Annotated in this window: 20 protein-coding genes and 3 pseudogenes; 12 read left to right on the top strand and 11 right to left on the bottom strand. The window is 52.7% G+C overall.

Features of this window, described 5'->3' with window-relative positions; translation table 11 throughout:
• The first annotated feature begins 70 nt into the window (after nt 1-70).
• Both RY075_RS11060 and RY075_RS11055 read left to right on the top strand, forming a co-directional pair.
• Nucleotides 71-2,043: pseudogene (locus RY075_RS11060) on the top strand (alkyl sulfatase dimerization domain-containing protein).
• 51 nt (nt 2,044-2,094) lie between these two features.
• The gene (locus RY075_RS11055; RefSeq protein WP_302615454.1) at nt 2,095-3,201 is read left to right on the top strand and encodes a GGDEF domain-containing protein; all 1,107 of its coding nucleotides are present in this window, start codon (nt 2,095-2,097) and stop codon (nt 3,199-3,201) included.
• A 38-nt stretch (nt 3,202-3,239) separates the two neighbouring features.
• Here the strand turns inward: RY075_RS11055 and RY075_RS11050 are convergent, their stop codons facing one another.
• Entirely contained in the window at nt 3,240-4,739 is a 1,500-nt protein-coding gene (locus RY075_RS11050) for an aldehyde dehydrogenase family protein (protein ID WP_022651146.1), read from the bottom strand.
• 241 nt (nt 4,740-4,980) lie between these two features.
• Between RY075_RS11050 and feaR the strand changes: the two genes are divergently transcribed.
• Nucleotides 4,981-5,889, top strand: coding sequence for a transcriptional regulator FeaR (gene feaR, locus RY075_RS11045; protein WP_058659954.1), 909 nt, complete (start codon nt 4,981-4,983; stop codon nt 5,887-5,889).
• On the opposite strand, the gene RY075_RS11040 is transcribed toward feaR, so the two are convergent.
• The 3 genes from RY075_RS11040 to RY075_RS11030 are packed head-to-tail and all read right to left on the bottom strand — an operon-like array spanning nt 5,890 to nt 9,042.
• On the bottom strand, nt 5,890-6,207 hold the full coding sequence (locus tag RY075_RS11040) for a YdbL family protein (protein ID WP_023324590.1): 318 nt from the start codon (nt 6,205-6,207) through the stop codon (nt 5,890-5,892).
• Between the two features lie 7 nt (nt 6,208-6,214).
• Complete coding sequence (locus tag RY075_RS11035; protein ID WP_003857369.1) at nt 6,215-6,406, bottom strand: YnbE family lipoprotein; 192 nt, start codon at nt 6,404-6,406, stop codon at nt 6,215-6,217.
• A complete protein-coding gene (locus tag RY075_RS11030; protein WP_023314083.1) occupies nt 6,403-9,042 on the bottom strand; it encodes a YdbH family protein in 2,640 nt (879 codons plus the stop codon). Before RY075_RS11030 ends, RY075_RS11035 begins: the two co-directional genes overlap by 4 nt.
• A gap of 210 nt (nt 9,043-9,252) precedes the next feature.
• On the opposite strand from RY075_RS11030, the gene RY075_RS11025 reads away from it, so the two are divergent.
• A complete protein-coding gene (locus tag RY075_RS11025; RefSeq protein ID WP_302378555.1) occupies nt 9,253-10,242 on the top strand; it encodes a 2-hydroxyacid dehydrogenase in 990 nt (329 codons plus the stop codon).
• 659 nt (nt 10,243-10,901) lie between these two features.
• On the top strand, nt 10,902-11,738 hold the full coding sequence (locus RY075_RS11020; protein ID WP_023324588.1) for an alpha/beta hydrolase: 837 nt from the start codon (nt 10,902-10,904) through the stop codon (nt 11,736-11,738).
• 87 nt (nt 11,739-11,825) lie between these two features.
• On the opposite strand, the gene RY075_RS11015 is transcribed toward RY075_RS11020, so the two are convergent.
• Together RY075_RS11015 and RY075_RS11010 are read right to left on the bottom strand one after the other, a co-directional pair.
• Nucleotides 11,826-11,999 carry an addiction module toxin, GnsA/GnsB family gene (locus RY075_RS11015; RefSeq protein WP_003857379.1) on the bottom strand — a complete coding sequence of 58 codons (174 nt, stop codon included), beginning with the start codon at nt 11,997-11,999 and terminating at the stop codon, nt 11,826-11,828.
• Nucleotides 12,000-12,308: 309 nt separating this feature from the next.
• A complete protein-coding gene (locus RY075_RS11010) occupies nt 12,309-12,587 on the bottom strand; it encodes a DUF1471 domain-containing protein (RefSeq protein ID WP_003857380.1) in 279 nt (92 codons plus the stop codon).
• A gap of 228 nt (nt 12,588-12,815) precedes the next feature.
• Here RY075_RS11010 and RY075_RS11005 point away from each other — a divergent pair, with 228 nt between their 5' ends.
• Nucleotides 12,816-13,406: a DUF4142 domain-containing protein gene (locus RY075_RS11005; protein WP_003857383.1), complete on the top strand. Its 591-nt coding sequence runs from the start codon at nt 12,816-12,818 to the stop codon at nt 13,404-13,406.
• 74 nt (nt 13,407-13,480) lie between these two features.
• Here RY075_RS11005 and RY075_RS11000 read toward each other — a convergent pair whose 3' ends face one another.
• Together RY075_RS11000 and RY075_RS10995 are read right to left on the bottom strand one after the other, a co-directional pair.
• A complete protein-coding gene (locus RY075_RS11000; protein ID WP_058652173.1) occupies nt 13,481-15,577 on the bottom strand; it encodes a pyrroloquinoline quinone-dependent dehydrogenase in 2,097 nt (698 codons plus the stop codon).
• A 10-nt stretch (nt 15,578-15,587) separates the two neighbouring features.
• Complete coding sequence (locus RY075_RS10995) at nt 15,588-15,953, bottom strand: hypothetical protein (RefSeq protein WP_112017979.1); 366 nt, start codon at nt 15,951-15,953, stop codon at nt 15,588-15,590.
• Nucleotides 15,954-16,586: 633 nt separating this feature from the next.
• Here RY075_RS10995 and RY075_RS10990 point away from each other — a divergent pair.
• From RY075_RS10990 to RY075_RS10980, 3 genes are all read left to right on the top strand, one after another.
• Nucleotides 16,587-17,849, top strand: a complete 1,263-nt coding sequence (locus tag RY075_RS10990; protein WP_003857388.1) for an amino acid permease — start codon at nt 16,587-16,589, stop codon at nt 17,847-17,849.
• A gap of 87 nt (nt 17,850-17,936) precedes the next feature.
• Nucleotides 17,937-18,176 carry a DinI family protein gene (locus RY075_RS10985; protein ID WP_003857390.1) on the top strand — a complete coding sequence of 80 codons (240 nt, stop codon included), beginning with the start codon at nt 17,937-17,939 and terminating at the stop codon, nt 18,174-18,176.
• A gap of 149 nt (nt 18,177-18,325) precedes the next feature.
• The gene (locus RY075_RS10980) at nt 18,326-19,009 is read left to right on the top strand and encodes an SOS response-associated peptidase (RefSeq protein WP_023324586.1); all 684 of its coding nucleotides are present in this window, start codon (nt 18,326-18,328) and stop codon (nt 19,007-19,009) included.
• A gap of 59 nt (nt 19,010-19,068) precedes the next feature.
• On the opposite strand, the gene RY075_RS10975 is transcribed toward RY075_RS10980, so the two are convergent.
• The gene (locus RY075_RS10975) at nt 19,069-19,560 is read right to left on the bottom strand and encodes a DUF523 domain-containing protein (protein WP_325773786.1); all 492 of its coding nucleotides are present in this window, start codon (nt 19,558-19,560) and stop codon (nt 19,069-19,071) included.
• Between the two features lie 108 nt (nt 19,561-19,668).
• On the bottom strand, nt 19,669-20,472 hold the full coding sequence (locus tag RY075_RS10970; protein WP_039268873.1) for a helix-turn-helix transcriptional regulator: 804 nt from the start codon (nt 20,470-20,472) through the stop codon (nt 19,669-19,671).
• A gap of 109 nt (nt 20,473-20,581) precedes the next feature.
• Here RY075_RS10970 and RY075_RS10965 point away from each other — a divergent pair, with 109 nt between their 5' ends.
• Nucleotides 20,582-21,373, top strand: a complete 792-nt coding sequence (locus tag RY075_RS10965; protein WP_032610216.1) for a sulfite exporter TauE/SafE family protein — start codon at nt 20,582-20,584, stop codon at nt 21,371-21,373.
• Nucleotides 21,374-21,503: 130 nt separating this feature from the next.
• Here RY075_RS10965 and RY075_RS10960 read toward each other — a convergent pair.
• Nucleotides 21,504-21,752: pseudogene (locus RY075_RS10960) on the bottom strand (M3 family metallopeptidase); the annotation flags it as partial.
• A 382-nt stretch (nt 21,753-22,134) separates the two neighbouring features.
• Between RY075_RS10960 and RY075_RS10955 the strand changes: the two are divergent.
• Both RY075_RS10955 and RY075_RS10950 read left to right on the top strand, forming a co-directional pair.
• Nucleotides 22,135-22,401 (top strand): annotated as a pseudogene (locus tag RY075_RS10955) (SOS response-associated peptidase family protein); the annotation flags it as partial.
• A 600-nt stretch (nt 22,402-23,001) separates the two neighbouring features.
• Nucleotides 23,002-23,826: a hypothetical protein gene (locus RY075_RS10950; protein ID WP_072139821.1), complete on the top strand. Its 825-nt coding sequence runs from the start codon at nt 23,002-23,004 to the stop codon at nt 23,824-23,826.
• Nucleotides 23,827-23,977: the final 151 nt, after the last annotated feature.

Raw genomic sequence — 23,977 nt, 5'->3', positions numbered from 1 at the left:
TTCTTGACACACTTTCACCAGGATTCGAAGTCTCCACAAACAACGTCACAGTTTACTGAGAGGTTTTAGGATGAGAATCAATGAGATCGTCAGGAGTCTCGCGCTGGCGGGATGTTTTATTTCTACCAGTTCCGCCTGGGCCGCAGAAGCACCTAAGGATGCCAGCGCAGCAACGCAACAGGCCAACAACGCACTCTTCAACCAGCTTCCTTTCTCCGATAACACCGATTTTACCAACGCCCACAAAGGGTTTATTGCCCCGCTGCCTCAGGAAATTATCAAAGGGGAGCAAGGCAACACCGTCTGGGATCCTCAGCAGTACGCTTTTATCAAAGAAGGCGATAAGGCGCCCGACTCGGTTAACCCGAGCTTATGGCGTCAGTCCCAGCTGATCAACATCAGCGGTCTGTTTGAAGTGACCGAAGGCGTCTACCAGATCCGTAACCTCGACCTGTCAAACATGACTATTATTGAAGGTAAAGAAGGCATTACCGTGGTCGACCCGCTGGTGTCGGCAGAAACGGCCAAAGTCGGGATGGATCTTTACTATAAAAATCGCAGTAACAAGCCTGTGGTCGCCGTTATTTACACCCACAGCCACGTTGACCACTATGGCGGCGTGCGCGGCGTGGTGGATGAAGCAGATGTGAAGTCCGGCAAGGTGAAAGTCTACGCGCCCGCCGGATTTATGGAGGCCGCCGTCGCGGAGAATATCATGGCGGGTAACGTCATGAGCCGCCGCGCCAGCTATATGTACGGCAACCTGCTGAAGCCGGATGCGAAGGGCCAGGTCGGCGCGGGTCTCGGCACCACCACCTCCGCCGGGACGGTGACCCTGATCGCCCCGACCAATATCATCGAGAAAGATGGTCAGAAAGAGGTGATCGACGGCCTGACCTATGATTTTATGCTCGCGCCGGGATCGGAAGCGCCTTCTGAGATGCTCTGGTATATCGAAGAGAAAAAGCTGATCGAGTCTGCGGAAGATGTCACCCATACCCTTCACAACACCTACTCCCTGCGCGGTGCGAAAATTCGTGAACCGCTGCCATGGTCGAAATACATCAACCAGGCAATTGTACGCTGGGGTGATAAGGCCGAAGTTATCATGGCGCAGCACCACTGGCCGACCTGGGGCAACGAGAATGTGGTTAACCTGCTAAAAGCCAGCGCGACCTGTATCGCTACATTAACGACCAGACCCTGCGCATGGCGAATGAAGGGCTGACGCGTGACGAGATCGCCGCCAACTTCAAGCTGCCGAACTCCCTGGCCAATACCTGGGCCAACCGAGGCTATTACGGTTCAGTCAGCCATGACGTCAAAGCCACCTACGTGCTCTATTTAGGCTGGTTTGACGGCAACCCCGCGACCCTGGATGAACTGCCGCCTGAAGAAGCCGCGAAGAAATTTGTGGAGTATATGGGAGGCGCGGATGCCATCCTGAGCAAAGCGAAAACCGACTTTGACCAGGGGAACTACCGCTGGGTGGCTCAGGTGGTCAGCAAAGTGGTCTTTGCCGATCCAAATAATCAGGCCGCGCGAAACCTGGAAGCGGATGCGCTGGAGCAGCTGGGTTATCAGGCTGAATCAGGCCCGTGGCGTAACTTCTACCTGACCGGCGCCCAGGAGCTGCGTAACGGCGTGGTGAAAGGACCGACCCCGAACACCGCCAGCCCGGACACCGTGCGCGCGATGACGCCAGAAATGTTCTTTGACTATCTGGCGGTGCACATTAACGGTGAAAAAGCGGCGGATGCAAAATCGGTGTTTAACATCGACCTCGGCAGCGACGGCGGTAAATACAAGCTGGAACTGGAAAATGGCGTGCTGAACCACACGGCGAACGCCGAAGCGAAAGACGCTGACGCGACCGTGACCCTCAACCGCGATACGCTGAATAAAATCATCCTGAAAGAAGTGACGCTTAGACAGGCGCAGGATAATGGCGATATCAAAGTGACCGGCGATGCCGCAAAACTCGATGCCATGCTCGGTTACATGGATAAATTTGAATTCTGGTTTAACATTGTGACCCCGTAAAGGCAGCACTCGCGGGCGGAGGTTCCGCCCGCTCAAGGAAAATTCTCTTCAATGGAAAAAAGACATCCAGCCACACCCGAACCCGCGACATGGCCTACCCGTAAATCAATGGTTGTTCACGGGCTGGCCGTGAACCTGCCGTGGCTCGCCTTTGTGAATGCCAGCTTTGCCCTTATGGTCCTGCTGCGCAATTCGCTGTTCGGCCATATCGATGCCCTCCTGCACATCAGCCCGCCTCTGCGGCAGATGATAGACGCCTCCATGCTGGGCGTGGTGATCCTTTCCGTGGCGCTGGTGATCATGGCCTGGCGCCACATCCGCGGCGTCAGCGCCGTTTTGTTTATGTGCAGTCTGCTGTGGTCGATAAGTTGTTACTGGTTTATCAACGTGTTACATCTTCCGCATCCCTGGACTATATTCGTTACCCTGCTGATGGCCGGTATGACCGCGCTCTATTTTCACCCGGTGGCACTGCTCTGCTTCACCGTTCCGCTATGGATAAGCCTGCCCGTTGCCAGCATGCTGCTGAATCAGGAAATTAATTATCGCTTCGCCGGGCTGTGGGTGGTGTTCACCTTCATTCTCGTGTGCGGGCGCTATATCCTGTTGAGTTGGTTTGAAGAGGCGTGGCGTCGCAACCAGCAGAATCAGCGTTTAATTTCGCGGCTGGATGCGCTGGCCCATCAGGATCCGCTGACGAAAACGGCCAACCGGCGGGCGATGGAGCTGGTGCTGGAAAACGCCGTGGAGCAAGGTAAACGCTTCGCGGTGCTGATGCTGGATGTCGACTACTTCAAACTGTATAACGACACCTATGGTCACCAGGCAGGAGACGCGTGTCTCGCGAGGGTGGCAGAGGTGCTGAACACCTCGGTGCGCACGCCAGAGGATGTGGTTTCGCGCTACGGTGGTGAGGAGTTTGTGGTGATCCTCTTTGACTGTGAAGAAAGCGTTGCTGAGAAAGTCGCCGCGCGGATCCAGGCTGGCCTGCGCACCGCAGCCATTGCGCACAGCGCGTCGAAGGTGAGTGAATGTGTGACGGTGAGTATGGGCATTGCCGGCTATACCGCAGGACTGGCCGGCCCGGAAATCATCGCCCGCGCCGATGCGGCGCTGTACAGGGCAAAGGAGGCCGGGCGGGATCGGTGGTCGCGTTAAATATTGCCGGGTGGCGGCTACGCCTTACCCGGCGTTTTTTAATACCGCACACACACCGACTTGGTTTCACACCAGCCATCCAGCCAGTCGGGGCCGAAATCGCGCCCGGTGCCAGACTGCTTCATGCCGCCGAACGGCAGGTTGGCGTCTATCAGCGTGTGGCTGTTCACCCACACGGTTCCGGCCTGTAACCTGTCGGTGTACGCCAGCGCTTTACTGATGTTCTGCGTCCAGACGCTGGCCGTTAAGCCATATTCAGTGTCGTTCGCCAGCTGAAGCGCCTCTTCCCCGTCGTCCACACGAACCAGGTTCACCACCGGCCCGAAGACCTCTTCACGCGTCAGTCGCAGATGATTATCCGGGTTGACCACCAGCGTTGGCGAAACGTAATAGCCTTTGCCGTCTGGCCCCCGGTTCCCGGCGATCAGCTCCGCATTGTGCGCCTTCGCCTCATCCAGGAACGCCTGAACCTTATCGCAATGGGCGCGCGACACCAGCGGGTTGATAAACGCATCCGGCGACATGCCCGGCCCGACGCTCAGAGATTTCACGGCCTGTTCAAAGCCGCTGACCAGCGTGTCGAACAGCGGAGCCTCAATATAAATACGCGAGCTGGCCGCGCAGACCTGCCCCTGATTCAGGAAGCTGCCGGTCATCAGCCCTTCAATTACCCACGCCGGATCGGCGTCTTTCAGCACGATGGCCGGGTTTTTGCCGCCCAGCTCCAGCGTCACGCCCGTTAGCGTATCCGCAGCCACGCGGGCAATCTGCTTGCCCGTCGCCGTCGAACCGGTAAAGCTTACTTTGGCAATGCGCGGGTGCGAGGTTAGCGCCGCGCCACAGACGGCGCCACTACCGGTCACCACGTTGAACACGCCATCCGGGATCCCCGCCTCGCTCGCCAGTTCCGCCACCCGTAACAGGGTGAGCGGCGTGGTTTCCGAGGGTTTGATCACGATGGAGCAACCTGCCGCCAGCGCGGGCATTACTTTCCACATGCCAATCATCAGCGGGAAGTTCCACGGCACAATCCCCGCCACGACTCCCACCGGCTCTTTACGCGTCCACGCCTGATAACGCGCGCCCTGCGGCAGTGGAATCGAGAGATCGAGGGTTTTACCGGCAATTTTGGTGGTCAACCCTGCCGTGTAGCGCATCCAGTTCAGGGTGCATCCCACCTCGAAGGCGCGGGAGATGTTAATGGATTTCCCCTGCTCCAGGGTTTCGAGCTGTGCCAGCTCTTCGCCATGCTGTTCCACCAAATCGGCAAACCGCAGCAGGATGCGTTCCCGCTCTGCCGGCAGACGCCCTGCCCAGCTTCGGGCGACAAAGGCGCGCCAGCCAGACATCACCGCACGATCGACATCATCGACGCTGGCATCGGCGGTGGAGGCAATAACCTCTCCGGTCGCCGGGTTGTAGACGTTCAGGCGCTTTTCGCTGTCGGATGCCGCCTGACGCCCTTCAATCCACAGGCCGTGCTGGCGATCTAAAAACTGCTGCACGCCTGGCAGGATGGCGACGTGTGATTCGGACATAGGATACTCCTTCGTTATGCTTCGCAGGGTGTGTATGCAGTCTAAGAGGGGAATCGCATTCCTGCTTTTGTCTGTGTGACATTCGCTTTGTCAGCTGTGACAGGCTCCGCAAATCGTGATAATTCCCGCTTATATCGCTATAACCGTTGAGTGTTCTTTCCTATAGTCAGCCTCGTAGCCCTGACAAAATGCAACATAAATGCAACAATGCGAAAACAGTGACGGTGCAGCGAGAACATCAATGGCGTGTGCAAGCGAACAGGACAATTTTCAGCAGTGGCTGGCGCAAATTAACCAGGTTTGTGGGCGCTTTGCGGCACGTCCGTTAGAGGGGGCGTTTCTCGGCGAACTGGAAACCAGCTATACCCAAAGTCTGAAGCTGAGCACGGTGACCGCCGCAGGCGTTAACCTTTTTCGCACCCGTCAGGAGATCAAAAACGGCAACGACGCCTGGTTCTACACCGTGTTTCAGCTGGAAGGCAGCGCCGGAATCGAACAGGACAACCAGCGCGCGATGCTGAAAGCCGGGGATATCACGCTGATTGACGCCTCCCGCCCGTGCTCCATTTACTGGCAGGAGCGTTCCCGCCAGATTTCGCTGCTGCTCCCGCGACAAATCATTGAGCAACACGCGCGTTTTCAGGAAGTGAGGTGCGCGCTGCCCCTCTCCAGCAGTCTGCCTACCGTACAGCTGAGCTACCGACTGCTACAGGAGAGCATGGGCAATGCCGATCTCAGCGCCAGCGAAAGCGAAGCGGCGCTGGAGGCGATGGTGTGTCTGCTGCGTCCGGCCTTCCAGCAGCAACACGAGGTGCTGCCGCGCAAGGAGCGTCAGTTCCGCCACGTTCTGTCCCTGATTGATGATCATATTCAGTCAGAGGCGTTAAGACCGGAGTGGATAGCTTCAGAGAGCGGCATGTCCGTGCGGAGCTTGTACCGCATGTTTGCCGGGAAAGGGCTGGTGGTGGCGCAGTATATTAAGAACCGTCGCCTCGATTTATGCGCTCAGGCGCTGCGTTCCATCAGCGATGACGAAAAGCTCGCGGGCATTGGCTACAGCTGGGGCTTTACCGACCATAGCCATTTTTCCACCGCCTTTAAGCAGCGTTTCGGGGTTTCGCCGGGTGAATACCGTAAGCGTTACCGCTAGTTACTTTTTTAGCCACTTGCCGTTAATCCCCTTCACGTATTCACCCGGCTGGGCGCGCGCCACCAGCTTTTGTCCCGCCATTTTCGCCACTTCGTCGACGGGCAAATTATTGCTGTCAGCTAACTGCTGGTAACTTTCCGTGCGTGCGGCGTTGATACGGCTCACCAGCGCCAGGGTTTCAGCGTCGTGCTGAACGGGCGCAAGATAGCCGCTCAGGGTTTCCCCTACGCGCCCCTGGACACGTGCATCGTTGAGCGTAAGCGTGGCGGCGTGAACGTTCATCCCCAGCGCCAGTAACATCAGAGCTAATCGTTTCATGGCATACTCAGAACAGATCGCTGCGGGATTTCAGCAGGGCTTCAACGTCTTTATCCACCTTGATATGGATTTCATGCTCAATTTTCACGTTCATGTTGATAGTGATCGGCTCTTTGGGCGCCGCCACTTCAATGCGCGGCGTGCAGCCTGACAGCAGCGCGACGACGGCCACGGTGAGTACACCAGCCCTCTTTTTCATTGTTGTTCCTCACTTTCCTTGCCTGTCGAACCGCGGAGAAGGGGTATCGCCGCATGTTGCTCAAACCATGTTTGCAGATTGTCCCCAAAGCGCAGGCTGCGCCAGAGGGTAAAAATGTTCTCTTCATGGGTGTAATTCAGGTTTACGAAACTGCTTTTGCCCTCGACGCGGCTGGTGCCTTTAATGGCCGCCTGCATGGTTAACACGCCCAGATTATCCACATTGAGTTTTGTCCACGACTGCGAAATTTCCATATAGCGGAGCCAGTTGATCGCCGCCCCGGCAACCACGTTGTCTTTCACAATGGCATCCGCCGTGTCCTGGTCGATGCGCAGCGTCATCGGCCCCGGGTTGGTCAGCCAGCCATCTTTAATGATCCATTTTTCATTGTCCAGCCAGAACGGCAGCGCGCCGCTCACCGGGCCGGACATGGCAAACTGCTTCGGATTCACCGCGCTTATCAGTTCGCTGGAGGAAATATTATCCACGCGTAGTAAAGCCGGATCGTGCTGCGGCATTCTCAACTGCTGCATGGTGATTTTCCCGCCGAGCGCTTCCACCTTCACGTTGGTGAGCAGGAGCGGGTTCGCTTCGGTCCAGGGATAATCGCCCTGGAGATCCGCGGTGATATTTCGGGCTGTGACCAGGTTTTTTACCTCGTCGATTCGTAACGTTACCGGCCCGCGCGTGCCCAGCGACCAGGTACCCTGGCTTAAGCGGAACGGCAGAACAAAATCAACGCCGTTGATTTCGTTATCCGGCATCCACGCGCTGCCCGCTTTCAGCACCCCGTGCCCCCCGGCCTCAAACCCCTGATCGGAGGCCGCTGAGAAAGCCACCTGTGCGTACATTTCGCCGCCGCGCAGGGTCAGTTTCCAGTCTGGCGGGATCAGCGGCTGGAACACCGTAAGAGACTGTTTTGGCCACCAGGCCTGACCGCGAAGGCGTTCGCCATCCCAGCGTCCATTCACCTGGACCGGGCCGATGTCGTCCGCATGCAGGTTCCCTTTAAACTGGAACACCGTCGGGTCTGTCCCGTCAACGCTGAAGGTCAAAACGGACGGCGGCAGCACGCTTCCGCCCGAGAAGCTTGTTTGCCCGGCATTGAGCGCGAGCGCGCCGCTAAAGGTGGGGTTATCCGGGTCCCGCGACCAGCGCACCGGGTGATCCAGCACCAGGCGCGGCTTGCTGACCAGCATCGTACCGTACTGCAATTTGTCGAACCCCGTGGAAAGATCGGTCAGTTCGATAACGTTGTCGCGCCACTCCCCGGTTCCCCGGACATCCCAGCGCGCGTTCATCGGCGTGAAATTCCCTTTACCCCAGTAGCGCCACTGCCACAAACCGTTGTCCGGTAAAAAGTCGTTAGCCTGGCCGTCCAGATGCAGTTCAAAATCGCCCATCTCGTTTTCATGCGCCCGCAGAATGGCTTGCAGGCGGCCGTCCACGCCCTTCTGCGTGAGCTTCACGCCTGCCAGCGGCCAGCGGATCTCATCGATATCCAGCGAGTCGATGATGCGCCCGCGCGAGCGCAATAATGCGCCGGGTTCAAACGTAAGCTGCGGATCGTAAAGGCTGCCGGTCAGCTTCGCCGGGAGTCTGGCATACAGGATCAGATCGTTTTGCTTGGCTTCCCCGCTCAGGTGCAGCGGCATAGCGCTGTTTTCCATACTGAGCGAGCCGGGACCGATATTCAGCACCGCGTTGCCCTTCCCCGCATCCCCCTGGGTCAGCACGTTGAGCCGCCCTGTGAAGGTGGCTTTCTCCAGCCCCTGCTGCCAGTTATCCACTTTCAGCCCGACGCGACCGCTCATCGGCATACCGGAGGCTGACCAGTTCCAGCGTCCGTCGCTGACGGTTAACTGCTGAGCGGTGATCTGCCACGGTAAATCGAGCAGTGGATCGGGGTTGTCCCGCGCCATGACCACCAGCTGGCCCTGATTGTCCTCCCAGTCCAGATCGGCATCGACCAGCGAGGATAACTGTGGCACGTTAAAGGTCGCGACCGTATGCCCTTTCACCGGCACGCCGTCCGGTACCAACGGCAGGGTAAATTCACCGATCAGCTTCACGGGCTGCGGCTGATCCGGCAGTTGCACATCGAACTGGCTGATGGAGAGCGTCTGGCCGCGCAACTGCCCCTGAATGCTCACCTGCTCGCCGTTATAAGTGATGTCCTGGCGGGCTGGCGTGAGTGAAGCATGCAGCTCACCCTCCCACTGCTGCCAGGGAGAAAGGGTAAAGCGGTGGATGGTCAGCCAGGTGTTGGGCAGGATGGCCTGCCACTGCGCCAGTGTTTTCGGCGCCACCGTTGAGGACGCTGACTGCGGTAATTTGCTCAGGCAGACAGAGTTAAGTTCAAGTGCGCCAATATCCAGATCCCAACGGCTGGGGTGTGACAGGGTCACGTTTTCCACGCGGGCAATTTCGCACTCTTCTACCAGATAGCGGAGATCGGGGATGATCAGGGCGTGGCGCGTGAGCCGTGGGCTTTCTTCAAACGCGATGCGCGTTCCAACAGGGAGCCAGATCCCGGCGAGCGTGGGTACCCACTGGGCGAGCGTCATCAGCAGCGTCAGCGGCACGAGTAATAGCAGCAGTAATAGCGCGATTGCGGCTTTGTATTTACCCTTCATGGGCAGTTAATATCCTGATTTTGCGAAAAAAATAAGCCGTTCTTGCCGCTCATTGTCGCATGTTTAGCCAGTCAGTTGAAGGTAATGCCATTTTTAAGAGTAGATGCTCTACAATAATTCATAGAACTTATTGATTTCAATGAATTTTGAAAAATTGTAAGATAATTTTAAACATGCTAACGTGGTTCCAAAATCACTGGAGAAAGTCTTATGAAACTCGCGGTATATAGCACAAAGCAGTACGACAAAAAGTATCTGCAACATGTTAACGAGACGTACGGTTTCGATCTTGAATTTTTCGACTTTCTGCTGACTGAAAAGACGGCTAAAACCGCTCACGGCTGCGAAGGCGTGTGTATCTTCGTTAACGACGACGGTAGCCGACCGGTGCTGGAAGAGTTGAAAAAACAGGGCGTGAAATACATTGCCCTGCGCTGCGCGGGCTTTAACAACGTCGATCTCGATGCCGCCAAAGAGCTGGGTCTGGAGGTCGTTCGCGTCCCAGCCTATTCTCCGGAAGCCGTGGCTGAACATGCCGTCGGGATGATGATGTCGCTCAACCGTCGTATTCACCGTGCCTATCAGCGTACCCGTGATGCCAACTTCTCTCTGGAAGGGCTGACCGGCTTTACCATGTATGGTAAAACCGCAGGCGTGATCGGTACCGGCAAAATTGGTGTGGCCGCCCTTCGCATCCTGAAAGGATTTGGCATGCGCCTGCTGGCGTTTGATCCGTACCCTAGCGCCGCTGCGCTGGAGCTGGGCGTGGAGTATGTCGATCTGAAAACGCTCTTCTCGCAGTCTGATGTTATCTCCCTGCACTGTCCGTTGACCCCGGAAAACTATCACCTGCTTAACCAGTCGGCGTTCGACCAGATGAAAGACGGCGTGATGATCATCAATACCAGCCGCGGTGGACTGATCGACTCTCAGGCCGCTATCGAAGCGCTGAAAACGCAAAAAATTGGCGCGTTGGGTATGGACGTGTATGAGAACGAACGCGATCTGTTCTTTGAAGATAAATCTAACGACGTGATTCAGGACGACGTGTTCCGTCGCCTGTCGGCCTGCCACAACGTGTTGTTCACCGGCCACCAGGCGTTTCTGACCGCCGAAGCGCTGATCAGTATATCGGAAACCACGCTGGGGAATTTACAGCAGCTTGATAAGGGCGAAGCGTGCCCTAACGCGATCGTTTAAGACCGTCAGGCCGGGTGGCGGTAACCTCTGCCCGGCCAATAACAAGCCCATCAGAAAAATAAGCACAGGTTAACTATTAAGACGGGTAACGTTCATCGTAAATATAACAATCAAGGATATGACTGTTCCGGTGTGACCATGTCAGAATGAGACTCTGATGAAGGCTGCGTGATTTGCTGCACTATCGTAACCAGTTGTTCAAAAACAGCTCTCATTTGCGTCGGGTAGGTTAAAGACAACCAGGTTGCCAGCACTGCTCCAGCCAAAAAGCCCAACTTCATACACCATCCCTAATAAATTCAGCGAGATACAAGCTTTAACGTATGTGTGGTGCCGGGTGCCTCCCGGTGAGTCGTTGGTCAGCCACCTTGACCCGCTACTGATTGCCTAAGCTACACGTGCTGTTTAGCCCCTCCGCACAGGGGGATTCACCACGCGAGAAAAATAACACAGTGCCCCGACTGGTTTAGGGGATATTTCGTTTAAAAATAAATAATGACCATACAAAATTAATCTATAACTGTTTTCAGGAACCCTTCTACACTTTAAGCGGATATATCAGTAATAAGATTAATATAAGTCAGTTTTATTACGTCCCTAAATGCTGGGCTATTTACTTAGCCTTTACACATGTTGCCATTAGCAGAGGAGTCTGAAATATGGCATTCGTAACAACGAAAGATGGTGTCAGTATTTATTACAAAGACTGGGGTCCGAAGGATGCGCAGCCGATCGTTTTCCATCACGGCTGGCCGCTGAGCGCCGATGACTGGGATAACCAGATGCTCTTTTTCCTTGCAGAAGGTTTCCGCGTCATCGCCCTCGACCGTCGTGGTCATGGTCGTTCCGATCAGGTGAGTGAAGGTCATGATATGGATCATTATGCCTCCGACGCCTCGGCCGTGGTCGAAAGCCTTGATTTGCGTAATGCAGTGCACGTCGGCCACTCCACCGGCGGGGGCCAGGTCGCCAGATACGTTGCGAAGTACGGCCAGCCTCAGGGGCGGGTGGCCAAAGCGGTACTGGTCAGCGCCGTTCCTCCGCTGATGGTAAAATCAGACGCTAACCCCGGCGGAACGCCCATTGAGGTGTTTGACGGCTTCCGCCAGGCGCTGGCCGCTAACCGCGCCCAGTTTTACCTCGACGTCGCCAGCGGTCCTTTCTATGGATTTAACCGAGACGGAGCAGAGGTTTCGCAGGGCACAATTCAGAACTGGTGGCGTCAGGGAATGATCGGTAGCGCCAAAGCCCACTATGAAGGCATTAAGGCGTTTTCAGAGACCGACCAGACGGACGATCTTAAAGCCATTACGGTTCCCGTCCTTGTGTTGCAGGGTGATGACGATCAGGTCGTCCCCTATAAAAATGCCGCCCTTCTACAGGATAAGCTGCTCGCAAACAGCGAACTCAAAATTTATCCAGGCTTCCCGCATGGGATGCATACCACGCATGCAGATACCATAAACGCCGATATACTGACATTTATTCGCTCATAAAGACGATGATTATCCATAATACAACCGGGCATCACGCCCGGTTTTGTATTGCGGCAAGAATTGAGCAACCATTTCAGGAAGAAACGCCTACAGGAGTTTGATTTTTACTTCGTACCCCTCGAGGCCCGTCATGGCCTCACGAGCGATAAACTCTATTTCAGAAACTTCCTGCCCTGTTTTTTTTCGTAACTCTGCAATTTTTTTGGCTATAAGCGCTGAAATCTCTTCCTCTGCCTTTTGTGTCAGTGCGTCAACTTTCATCTTTACCTCTTACGACCGTTAACTGTATCCATTCTCTAAATGGTTTTAACCATAACCCTTTGTAAAGCGTAGACTATCTGCGTTACGTATGCTGCATTAACCTTAAGATGAGCAGCATGATGGAGCCGTCACATTTAAACATGCATTTATGTTGCATTATTTGAACAAGCTGTTATTGTCCCAAAGCCTTAGAGCACATAAACATAAGAAAAGTTTTGACTTAAACTCGCCCCGCATCAGGGGCATTTTTTTTGGCTGTCTGTAAACAAAAAACCCGCCAGAAGCGGGTTTTTGTGGTATTCGAGAAAATTATTTAAAGACTTCTGCGACGGCCTGGAAGTTAGGGCCATGCTCGCGGGCAGCGATAATGACGTAGTACTTCCCGCCCTTCTCGTCTGCCAGTTTTGAGAGTTTTTGATGAAGATCTGAAGGTGAAGAAATTTGTCCACCTGAAGCCCCTACAGATACATTACCAAGGTATTCAAGTTTGAAGTGGTGCGCTTCATCCTTGGAAATCATATCTGCCGCAGATGCGCCGAAGCTTGCTACTGTTAAAGCCAATACACTCCCTAATAGTGCTTTTTTCATATCATTCCTCCTGTTGATGAATCTATATATTTAACATTAGCACCAAATATGTAAATGATCCGTATCAATATTGTAGAAGAATTGAGCATCACGACCAGCCATCACTGACCTGAACGGCGGGTGCAGCAGTTTCATCTACTATACTGACCCTTGTAGTGAGCATTTATCTGTCCGGTTGCGCCTGAAGCAACCGAAACTTACCTGTACCATGACCATCAGGAGAACAATATGCACACGAGTAAAACCCTGAAAAGGCTGCTAGCCGTATCAGCAGTTGCAGCAATGTTCAGCACCGTTGGCGTACAAGCCCAGACGACAAGCGCCGCACAAACTCAAACTGCGGGCAAGGCTCAACCGGACGCCAGACTCAGCTCCGGCGACGAGAAAGCGTTGAAGGACATGGCGCAGGCCAATATCAACGAAGTCGCCGCCGCCAGGCTCGCCCTGGACAAGGCCCAAAGCAGTGAAGTGAAAACATTCGCTCAGAAAATGGTCGACGATCACGGCGCCGCGCTGACCAAAGTCCAGACCGTTGCCCAGAAAAAGGGCGTGGAGCTGCCGACCGAACCAGACGCCGCGCATAAAGCCCTGAACTCAAGGCTGGAAAACCAGCGTGGTGACGCTTTTGACAAAATGTATATGGAATATGCTGGCGTGAAGGACCACGAGAAGGTGCTGTCGAAGCTTAAGAGCGACGCCAGTAAAATCGACGATCCGGATGTGAAGGCTCTGGCCAACGAGCACACGCCGGTCGTTGAGCAGCATCTGAAGTCCGCCGAGCAGATGTCAACCCACTCCGGCGCATCAGCCGATAAATAACGCGTCGGTAAAACGACAATTGCAAAACAAAGTGGGGCCCGCAGGCCCCACGCTTATTTCCCCTTCCTGATGAATTATTCCGGCAAGGCGTAGACCACCACCTGATCGCCCACCTGATCCTTCAGGATCGTATTCCCGCCTGCCACGAAGGCCACATACTGGCGACCTTTATATTCATAGACGGACGGGTTCGCTACTGCCGGCGCTTCTGCCTGATCGGACCACAGCTCTTCACCGCTCTCGACCGAGTAGGCACGCACTTTGGCATCCATTGAAGCACCGATGAAGATCACGCCACCCGCCGTCACTGCCGGGCCACCAATGGTAGGTGAACCCCAGCTCTCCGGCATGAAGAAGCCATACTGCTGGGAGGCACCAACCGGACGACGCCATTTCACATCGCCCGTATGCATGTCCAGCGCCACGATTTCGCCAAACGGCGGCTGCCAGCACGGCATGCCCAGCCAGTTGCTCGCCACCAGCAGACGCATACCGTACGGGGCGCCTTCCTGTGGGGCAAAGCCGCTTTCGTTACCTGAGTCTTTGTCTGCGTTATCGTAATCTTCGCGGCTGTAGAGCTTCACGTACTGGACGATATGCGAGGTGTTGACGATGGCGATCTGTTTTTGCGGATCGAACGCCACCCCACCCCACTGTACGCCGCCAGCGCTATCAGGATAGGTTAGCGTGCCTTCGCCCTTTGTGGTCGGCGGAGTATACATTCCCTCATAGGTCAGGTTATCCCACAGACGGGAGCACTGGCCGCCACCGACGATATCCGCCAGCTTCCAGATTTCCGGTTTTTTCGACTGGTCGAGCAGCGGCGCGGGTTTGGTCGGGAACGGCTGCGTGGGCGAGAGAACTTCACCCTGAACCGAACCATCACCCTGCGGAACCGGACGTTCTTCGATTGGCCATACGTCCTCCCCCGTCAGGCGGTTAACCACGAACAGGAAACCCTGCTTGGTGGCCTGAATCAGCGCCGGGATCTGCTTGCCGTCTACGGTGATGTCCATCAGCGTCGGGGCGGAGTTAATATCGTAATCCCAGACGTCGTGGTGTACCCATTGACGGGACCAGACCACTTTACCGGTGTTGATGTCCAGCGCGGTGGTCGAGGTGCCAAGCGGAATAGCGTCCACGCGGTTGCCGCCCCAATAGTTGGGAGATGGCGATGAAACCGGGAGATAGACCAGCCCGTTGGCCTCATCGGCAGACATGTGCGTCCAGACGTTGGCGGTACCGGTACGCTTGCGAATCTCTGCCGGGATCGCCTCAAAGGTCCATTCAAGCTTACCGGTCTGGGCGTTGACTGAAAATACGGTGCCCGGAGGGGCTTCGGCATAGGCCCAGTCCTTCCCGGCCCAGCCCACCAGCAGATGGTTGCCGACAACGGTTGGCGGTTGCAGGACAGAGAGCGGATACTTCGCGTTAACGGTATTCCACTGGTTCAGATCCAACACGCCGTTATTCGCAAAGCCGCTGCAAGGTTTGCCTGAATCGGCGTCCAGCGCAAAGAGCTTGCCGTCAACGGTGCCCATATAAACCATCTTCTGGCATGCCTCTCCGCTCACCGGATTTTTGGCCTGCCAGTAGGAAACGCCGCGGTTTTTCAGCACTGGCTGGGTCAGCGCCTTGCGCGACGATTTCGTGTCATAATGCCACTTCTCTTTACCCGTCCCCGGATCCAGCGCAATCAGGCGATCGAATGGCGTGCCAATGTAGAGCGTATCGTTGGCGAAAATGGGCGTTGCGGACCAGACGGTAGCTGGCGTATCGCCTTTACCATCCGAGACGTCGCCGGTATGGAATTCCCAGACTTTCGTTAATTTCCCGACATTATCCGCCGTAATTTGGGTCAGGGGGCTGTATTTCTGCGCGTTAAGCTGGCCGTGGAAGCTGTCCCAGGTGGGCGTGCCGGGCACCAGCGGCGTCGCGGGCTGGCTGGCCGAGGCGACTTTCTTTCCGTCACCGCTGCCGGTTGAGGCATCGTCGGTGGTTTTTGTGGTTCCGGGTGCCTGCTGATCGGCGGCATCAATGTTAAGCGATTCATGGGTCCCCTGAGAGGCCTCAGTGGCCTTATCCTGCGCCTGTAGCGCGAGCGGAGCGACCAGCAGCGCCAGCGCCGTCATGCTGACTTTTATGAAGGGATAATGCTTATCGTTGTGCACGGGCGGCTCCTCAGCTTCTGACGCGATGGTTGTAACGGGCGGAATGGCTGCTCAGCATAATCAGACCTATCAGGCCGACCACCATGGCTGCCGTTATGATGTACTGGTGCAGCAGCGCGGCGGCAAAACCAATACCCGCCAACACCACCAGGGTGACAATAATCAGGAAAAAGCGCGCCCCGCGACGCGATGCCGCGCGTAGCATAACGGTCAGGATCGCCAGCACTACGCTGGCAATGACCACGCCCAGTGCGCCAATGGTGCCAGTGACGCCGGTAAGCGGCGTCCACCAGGCGTATAGCGCCACCGCGAAGGCTATTATCGCGGTCAGCAGCAGCAACATGCTGCCGACCCGCGAGGATTGAGAATGCAACATACCAGGAATCCCCCTCTAAAAATGCAAAATTGACCATTATTAAGGCGTTTTCGTGGATATATGCCCCTGCTGCCCGCCGCTATTAAGGCAACGCGACGTGTGGAGCGGCGGCATATTTCACTAAACGTAACTGAGTATAGAAGAGGATTTTTTTATGGGGCGTTTAATAGCAGGCATAAGACGCCTTGTGCCCCTTCGCCACCATAAAGATAGCGTTATGTTACAAGACAGTTCGAAAGCTGCGAGCAGGTTACGTGATTGTCTATATCCTGTTTTTTAATTTGAGGCATAACGGGATAATTTTCCATCCAATAAAATAATTAAATAAGCCCCCCTTCAATATGATGGCGCCTTATGTTACTTAATAAAACAGGGTATTTATTCTTTAATTAACAGACGTGCAGGCAGGGAAAGTCAGTCGTTATTTGTTCGTTAATTTAACAAATCCCCTTCTTAATTAACCGCCTGTTAAAGCATCGTCAAAGAATAACGATAGTTATTGCAGGCATACACATAAGGTTTACGGTATGCGAAATCAAACCCCTCCCACCCGTGGTGTAATGGCGCAGCAACGACTACAGGCAGATAAAAACTAAATAAGTCGTCGCTCCTCTAACAACGCGGTAAAATATGATGAATAAAGCCACCACTCTCTCAGCTAATATTACAACACGCTCTAACTGGCACTGGCAGGATAACATCTGGACGCTGGGCCTCTACGGTACAGCCGTCGGGGCGGGAACGTTGTTCCTGCCCGTGGAAATCGGCACCCGTGGTCCGGTTATTTTCCTGGTCATGCTCCTGCTGGGGCTGCCGTTATCCCTGATCCCCCATTTACTCCTTTGTCGTGTGTATATGCGTGAAGAGAAGACTGAAAACGGCACGTTGCCGATCTTCGGCTCCTTCTTCAGCGGACGGGGTGAAAAGCTGATCACCCTGTTCTATTGTGTGACCTTCTTCCCGGTAACCCTGGTTTACGGGGTGGCGCTGATTAATGCGCTGAGTAATTTACTGGTGGAGCATCTGCATATTACCGCCCTCAGCCGTGGGCCATTGTCGTTTATCGTGGTTGCTGCGCTGTATGTGGTGCTTAGCAAGGGCCGGGACAGAGTCGTGGCCATTATGAGCGCACTGGCGCTGCCGTTCGCGGCATCTGTACTGCTGATCGCCGTATCACTTATCCCGGGATGGCATCTGTCTAACCTGACCGATACGGCCGCTGAAATGAACGCCACGCCGCTGCCGGTAACGCTGAAAAATATCTGGCTGACGCTGCCGCTTATTACCTTCTCGTTTTGCTGTGCGCCTATGGTCTCCCCGCTGAGCTCTTACTACCGGGAGAGGAAAGCGGAGGGCGAGAAAAAGGCACTGTTCGTGATCCGCATCGCCTATTTAGCCATCTTCGCCAGTATCCTCTTTTTCGTGCTGAGCTGCGTGCTGGGGATCCCGCATGACAACTTTGTACGGGCGAAGGCGGAAAACCTGAATGTGCTGTCCGTGATGAAAGGAAACGGTGATTTCAGCCTGATTTACCACATTGCCCCGCTCATCGCTATCATCGGTATGACGAAATCCTTTCTCGGCGTAGGCCTGTCGGTCGCACAAACGTTTGGCCAGCTGGCTGCCAGCGTATCCGGCAAAAAGGCCAGCGCCAGCAAGCGGCTGGCCTCTCTGGCGCTGTTCCTGCTGACCTATGGCATTGTTTATGCCAATCCGGATGTGCTCAGCCTGATTGAAATGTTCTGCGGACCACTGATCGCGGTGATCCTGTTCCTTATCCCTGCGTACCTCATATACACCCGCCCCTCGCTGGCGGAGCTTCGCGGCGTGACGGTGTTTCTGGTTGTTCTGGGCGGACTGGCAACGCTGTCTGCATTGCTCTGGACAATGCTTTAGGCTGAACGCCGTTTGACTGTACCCATATACAGTAGTATTTTACGTTCAGGCTGAATCACATGCGTAATATCCATAAGGTAAACAATCATGTTTGTGGAACTGGTTTATGACAAGCGAAACGTACAGGGGCTGGAGGGAGCCAGGGAAATCATCCTGGCCGAGCTGACTAAACGCGTGCACCGGATTTTTCCTGATGCCAGCGTGACGGTTAAGCCAATGCAAGCGAACGGCCTGAACAGCGACGCCAGCAAAAGCGACCGTGAAAAGCTCAACCGCATGCTCGAGGAGATGTTCGAAGAGTCGGATATGTGGTTGATACAAGAGTAACCGGGCGCAAAGCCCGGCTCTGTTTTCAACTAACAATACCCCTGTGTATTCAGGCCGCGATTTTCCAGCATCGGTTCAATCTCAGAAGCATGCCCACGCGACTTTTTCTCCCTGCCCTATACTTTCAGTCTGACTGACTGGAGGTTTCTATGTGTGGACGTTTTGCACAAGCCCAAACCCGTGAAGAATATCTGGCTTACCTGGCCGACGAAGGCGAACGCGATATCGCATATGACCCTGAACCCATTGGCCGCTACAACGTTGCGCCCGGTACCAAAGTGCTGCTGTTAAGCGAACGTGACGAACAACTGCACCTCGATCCGGTATTCTGGGGCTACGCGCCTGGATGGTGGGACAAAGCACCACTGATTAACGCGCGTGTAGAAACCGCAGCCACCAGCAGAATGTTTAAACCTCTTTGGCAGCATGGCCGGGCGATCTGCTTTGCCGATGGGTGGTTCGAATGGAAAAAGGAAGGCGACAAGAAACAGCCGTATTTTATTCATCGGGCCGACGGGCAGCCGATATTCATGGCGGCGATCGGCAGTACGCCGTTTGAGCGCGGCGATGAAGCCGAGGGATTTCTCATAGTGACCTCTGCTGCGGATAAAGGCCTCATTGATATACACGATCGACGGCCGCTGGTTCTGTCGCCAGAAGCAGCAAGAGAATGGATGCGACAGGATGTTGGCGGGAAAAAAGCGGAAGAGATCATTGCCGACGGTACAGTACCCGCCGACGAGTTTATTTGGCATGCTGTAACTCGCGCCGTGGGGAACGTGAAGAATCAGGGGGCGGAGTTAATCGAGGTGGCTCATAAAATGGAAAAATGAGCTGCATACCCATTATGACCAGGAAGCAATGCCGCTCGGCGTTAATCCTGGAGAATCGTTCATTCCCTTTCTTCAATCCAGTTCACAAGCTCCGCAAACTGAGTTTCTGAAAATACCGCAATACCATGCTCGGAGAGTAATGACGCTGCCACTCCCATACCCGATTTACGCTGATTACTGAAAGAACCGTTGTAGATAAACTGAGTTCCGCACGTTGGACTACCATCAGTTAACAAAGCAGCAGTACATCCTGCTTCTTGTGCTGCTCGCAGAGCCAGCCAGGCTGCAAGTTGATAATGCCCGGTAACATCTGTTCCGGTGTTTTCAATTATACTGGCTTGTCCACGCATTACGTCTTTACCCTCAGCAGACATAATCTCAGCGGGTGGTCTCGGAACAGGTAGCCCCGCAGCCAACTCAGGGCAGTGGATCACCAGTCGCTGCTCCTGTTGCCAGCGAGCAAGTTGATGAGTCATCTGCGCTTTCTCTTTCCCGTTATAACGGACTTTAAGGCCCATCAGGCAGGCACTGACCAGTATTTTATTTATCATTATTTAATAGTATTAAGATCCAAAACGCCTACGATTTTAACACCTTAACCCTTCTCATGAATTAAAGAATTTGACGTGGCAGCCTCTTTAGCTGGTACATAGCTGACGCTATGATCGGTGCCCTGTCCCGTGGAACTTTTTGAATAATGCCGGGTGATAATACGAAGGTGGCTGTCCTGTGACACGGCGGAACATCGTTGCGAAGGATGATGCATTATCGTATCCAAGAGTCAAGGCTACTTCATTTACGGGTTTTCCCGTTATCAACAATGCCAGCGCGCTAACCACGCATGCTCGTTGGCGCCAGACAGAAAATGACATGCCCATTTGCTTAAGGAAATGGCGACGAAAGGTGCTGTCGCTCATGAACAGCGCATTTGCCCAGCGCTCTGCTGGATCATGGATTGAGGGATTGAGTAAAAACGCCTGACAAAGAGCCAGTAGGGCCGGATGTCGCGGCAGCGGAATATCGAATTCGCGAACCGGCATAGCCGCCAGCTCCAATATCATCAGATTTATCAGTGCACGGTCACGCGTGCTTTCATACAGTGGCGGTAAATCCACTGACTCAAGCAATAGCTGACGTAATAATGGCGATACGCTAATAACTTCACAACGAGGATATTTTAAGAAGGCATTCACGAAATCTGGTTCTATATACAGACTGCGAGTGGTCACGCCAACAAATTTGACGGCGTGCATAGTTTCGGGTGGGATCCAAACAGCATGTTGTGGAGGAACAATCCACTCTCCATCCTGGGTTATGACATGCATTAATCCGGTCGCGCCATATAGCAGCTGCGCGCGGCGATGTTTGTGCTGTGGCAGCATAAATCCCTGCACATAGTCATTGCCTATCGCTACCACTTCACGATCTAGCTGCTCGACCTCTTCAATCTTTACGTTGCGCACACCCGTCTCCTTATGACCGATTTACAAAGGTAATTGAGCGCGGCGCTAATGGGAAGCAGGACGCTACCGGTATAAGCTGCGAAATCATTTTCAGGTCGAGGGTATGATTTTGAATGATATCGCAATCATTGCGTTGGCAGGCTTTACTACCGGTATTACCACCGTGCTTTTTGGCTTTGGCGGCGGCTTTGTCGTAGTACCATTCGTTTATCAACTAATGCTACGGCAGACCGAACTGGCACTAAACGCCATGCATATCGCGGTTGCTACCTCTACATCGGTGATGATATTTAACGCGGGCTGGGTCACCTATCGAAACTGGCGAGCTTGCGAGCTTTCATCGCAAATGTTATTCCCGTTACTATGGTTTATAGCCATTGGGGCTATCGTGGGTTCCTGTCTGGCAGGAATATTTAGTGAGAGTGTTGTTCGCGCGCTGTTCATTTTCTACATGCTGGCAACAATCAGCGATTGTTTGTTGCGTAAGGGTTTTCTCGGAGGAAGTTCTCTGCGTCGCTTGTCATTTCCTGTAGTAACGGGCGGCGGAGTGACCATTGGTATGATAGCCGCATTGCTTGGCGTGGGCGGAAGCGTAATGACGGTACCCCTGTTACGGCGCCATGGTTATGCGATGCGTGAATGCATTAGTGCTTCTAATCCGCTTTCCCTGCCCGTCGCGCTATGTGGTGCCGTGACGTATGCAGTTATTGGCTGGCAAACTATTCCTGTGAATGGATTTCTCGGTTTTATCAACCTGAAAATTTTAGGTATGTTGGTACTAACAGGCTGGGCAGGAATAGTTTTTAGCCGTCGGGTTATACCTGCTGTACCTGATATTTGGCACGCACGAATCTATGTCATGCTGCTGTTCCTGGTGTTACTGGCGATGCTATTTCAGTAACCCTCTTTTATCGCAGCGACTAATGGCCCGTAATTATACCTGTCTCAATGTACCTTTCAGACACAAAGCGGACCAAAGCGTACAAAAAACCGGGCCTCGCGCCCGGTTCTGTTTACACACTAAAAAAGCCTTACGCACTCAATCCGCGATTCTCCAGCATCGGTTCGATCTTCGGATCGTGCCCGCGCCAGTTCCGGTAAAGTTCAGCTAGATCAGTGCTGTTGCCGCGGGACAAAATCGCCTCGCGGAATGTCTGTCCGTTTTCGCGGGTCAAACCACCCTGCTCGACAAACCACTGATAGCCATCGTCCGCCAGCATTTGCGTCCACAGGTAAGCGTAATACCCCGCCGCGTACCCGCCGCCGAAGATATGGGCGAAGCATACTATCCAAATATCGTTTTTATTCTTTCTAAACAATAAGTTAACTTGTAATTAAGGCATTGATTTGCACCATTTTCACTACTAATAAAACCTCATGCTATTCAGTAGGTTGTGTATCGTTTTGGGGAAGAATCTCTCTCAAAAATGCCCCTTCACCCACTCTAAACATTCGCATTTCGTTCAATTAACGAACGACAACCGCTTCGGGACGTAAATAGCCCAACACTTTAACATTGCCTAGCTCCTTGCAGTTTCTCAACGACCAGCTTTACCGTCTACCTGACTTCCAACGTGCCCCTGTTTCAAAATCATAATGTTTCGGTGCGCACCTCTTTTTCTCCCTGGCCTATACTTTCAGTCTGACTGACTGGAGGTTTCTATGTGTGGACGTTTTGCACAAGCCCAAACCCGTGAAGAATATCTGGCCTACCTGGCCGATGAAGGCGATAGTGACATTGCCTATGACCCGGAACCTATCGGCCGTTACAACGTGGCGCCAGGCACAATAATTCTGTTGCTTAGCGAACGCGATGAGCAGTTACATCTCGATCCGGTGTTCTGGGGCTACGCGCCCGGTTGGTGGGATAAGGCCCCGCTGATAAACGCGCGCGTCGAGACTGCGGCCACAAGCAGAGCGTTCAAACCTCATGGGCAATAAGAATAGCCCTACTACATCGAGCGGACTTTATTCACGGCATCTATCGTCAATCAGCCATTCTAAGGGTACAATTCATATTCAGTATTTTCTGAATGTGACATCAATAAAATGTTTGTGTAAATATTAACCACTTCGAGTAAAAAAACACCTCGTAACAAAAGAACAATGAAATTGATTCACAATGTTATATTCAGACATTTTCACTTGAAATTGATAGTTCGCGATAGAGACTCCATTTATCATTACTTTCGCTTTCCTTAAATGAAGTTCACATGATCACCCTCATATCTATCGACCAACATTTATTCAATAGGTTTTATAATCACAGGTGTATTCAGCTCTAAACTGTATAATGTAAGCTACTGTACCAACAAAAATTTAGTAAGTTTTTTTAGTTATTTAACTTGCCCATGCAATGAATAGTAGCTTCAAATGAAAATATCACAAAACATCTAATTAAAATAGCAACGAATATCCTTACACTAACTGAGGTATAAAATCCTTTAAAAAACAAAAGTATTACTCATTAATTGACAAACCAAAAACTCCAATTAAACTTACATACTAAATTTAATTAATGGTTGTCAAATGCTCACATATATTGAAAAGACTCTTATAAAAAAAGAAATTCTTAAAGGTCACTCAACATTTAAATTTAGAGTTAAAAGATTCAGCCTTGCAAATGAATTGGCTTATAATTCCAACCCGTCTTTTTATAACTATTGCACAAAGCAAAAAAGACTAGATGCAATAACATTACTTTGCCGTGGTTTCTTTATAGGAAAAGATGAAACCTTATCCATCACAAAAAAAACATGCAATGATAATTTTGGCATCAGTGAGAACAGCATCACCTCAATAATCAACACATTAAGCGTAAAAAAAAGCATCACTATTTCAAGAAAATATCATGATAGGAGAGAATTGTTAATTGAACCCACTAATAAAGGGATAACAGAAATGTTTTTGTTCTTTATAAGAGTGTCGTTTCCAAGAGTAAAGAGAAGTGATTATGAGGATCTAGTTGCAATTAAAAGTGGGAATATATATAATAAAGGACTCATTAATGTAATTAGTAATTACTCATCTCATCTGGTTCTTGGCTACTCGATTACTTCTTTTGTGCCCTTAACGAAAGTTTTCCTAGAAAGAGTCGGTGGCCGCATAATCATGTTCCATCTTTATAATCAGATTATTGGTTACCATTCCAGTCTGTATAAAACTAATTGCACACGCTCATCCTTATACTCTAAACTTAAGATCTCCAGACCTCAAATTAACAGGATTTTATCTTCTGCTGAGGAAAATAAGCTTTTATCAATTGACAACTCAGGCCATATTTTTTTGAACAACAGCTTCGTCAACCTTATTGATGATTATTTTGCGGCACTAATGTCACTTAATCAATATTAGTTGAGGTCATATTAACATCAGACCTCATCGTTTACTATGATAGATTACGTTTTATGATACGAGAATATTTAAATTATAAATATCATCAAATGTAATTTTGTCCGGTTTCGCATCGCGGATCTTTCCAAATATATCTTCCTTGCACGACTTT

Source organism: Enterobacter sp. JJBC (assembly GCF_036936505.1).
GTDB lineage: Bacteria > Pseudomonadota > Gammaproteobacteria > Enterobacterales > Enterobacteriaceae > Enterobacter > Enterobacter hormaechei_C.
This window is presented reverse-complemented; position numbering and strand designations above follow the sequence as displayed.

What these genes read in the sequence shown, in the direction of transcription:
- RY075_RS10950 (WP_072139821.1), top strand. Translation starts at nt 23,002, where the DNA reads ATGCTCACATATATTGAAAAGACTCTTATAAAAAAAGAAATTCTTAAA.
- RY075_RS11005 (WP_003857383.1), top strand. Translation starts at nt 12,816, where the DNA reads ATGCACACGAGTAAAACCCTGAAAAGGCTGCTAGCCGTATCAGCAGTT.
- RY075_RS11015 (WP_003857379.1), bottom strand. Translation starts at nt 11,999, where the DNA reads ATGAAAGTTGACGCACTGACACAAAAGGCAGAGGAAGAGATTTCAGCG.
- feaR (WP_058659954.1), top strand. Translation starts at nt 4,981, where the DNA reads ATGGCGTGTGCAAGCGAACAGGACAATTTTCAGCAGTGGCTGGCGCAA.
- RY075_RS10975 (WP_325773786.1), bottom strand. Translation starts at nt 19,560, where the DNA reads ATGATAAATAAAATACTGGTCAGTGCCTGCCTGATGGGCCTTAAAGTC.
- RY075_RS10990 (WP_003857388.1), top strand. Translation starts at nt 16,587, where the DNA reads ATGAATAAAGCCACCACTCTCTCAGCTAATATTACAACACGCTCTAAC.
- RY075_RS11050 (WP_022651146.1), bottom strand. Translation starts at nt 4,739, where the DNA reads ATGTCCGAATCACACGTCGCCATCCTGCCAGGCGTGCAGCAGTTTTTA.
- RY075_RS11035 (WP_003857369.1), bottom strand. Translation starts at nt 6,406, where the DNA reads ATGAAAAAGAGGGCTGGTGTACTCACCGTGGCCGTCGTCGCGCTGCTG.
- RY075_RS11030 (WP_023314083.1), bottom strand. Translation starts at nt 9,042, where the DNA reads ATGAAGGGTAAATACAAAGCCGCAATCGCGCTATTACTGCTGCTATTA.
- RY075_RS11010 (WP_003857380.1), bottom strand. Translation starts at nt 12,587, where the DNA reads ATGAAAAAAGCACTATTAGGGAGTGTATTGGCTTTAACAGTAGCAAGC.
- RY075_RS11025 (WP_302378555.1), top strand. Translation starts at nt 9,253, where the DNA reads ATGAAACTCGCGGTATATAGCACAAAGCAGTACGACAAAAAGTATCTG.
- RY075_RS11040 (WP_023324590.1), bottom strand. Translation starts at nt 6,207, where the DNA reads ATGAAACGATTAGCTCTGATGTTACTGGCGCTGGGGATGAACGTTCAC.
- RY075_RS10985 (WP_003857390.1), top strand. Translation starts at nt 17,937, where the DNA reads ATGTTTGTGGAACTGGTTTATGACAAGCGAAACGTACAGGGGCTGGAG.
- RY075_RS10980 (WP_023324586.1), top strand. Translation starts at nt 18,326, where the DNA reads ATGTGTGGACGTTTTGCACAAGCCCAAACCCGTGAAGAATATCTGGCT.
- RY075_RS10995 (WP_112017979.1), bottom strand. Translation starts at nt 15,953, where the DNA reads ATGTTGCATTCTCAATCCTCGCGGGTCGGCAGCATGTTGCTGCTGCTG.
- RY075_RS11055 (WP_302615454.1), top strand. Translation starts at nt 2,095, where the DNA reads ATGGAAAAAAGACATCCAGCCACACCCGAACCCGCGACATGGCCTACC.
- RY075_RS11020 (WP_023324588.1), top strand. Translation starts at nt 10,902, where the DNA reads ATGGCATTCGTAACAACGAAAGATGGTGTCAGTATTTATTACAAAGAC.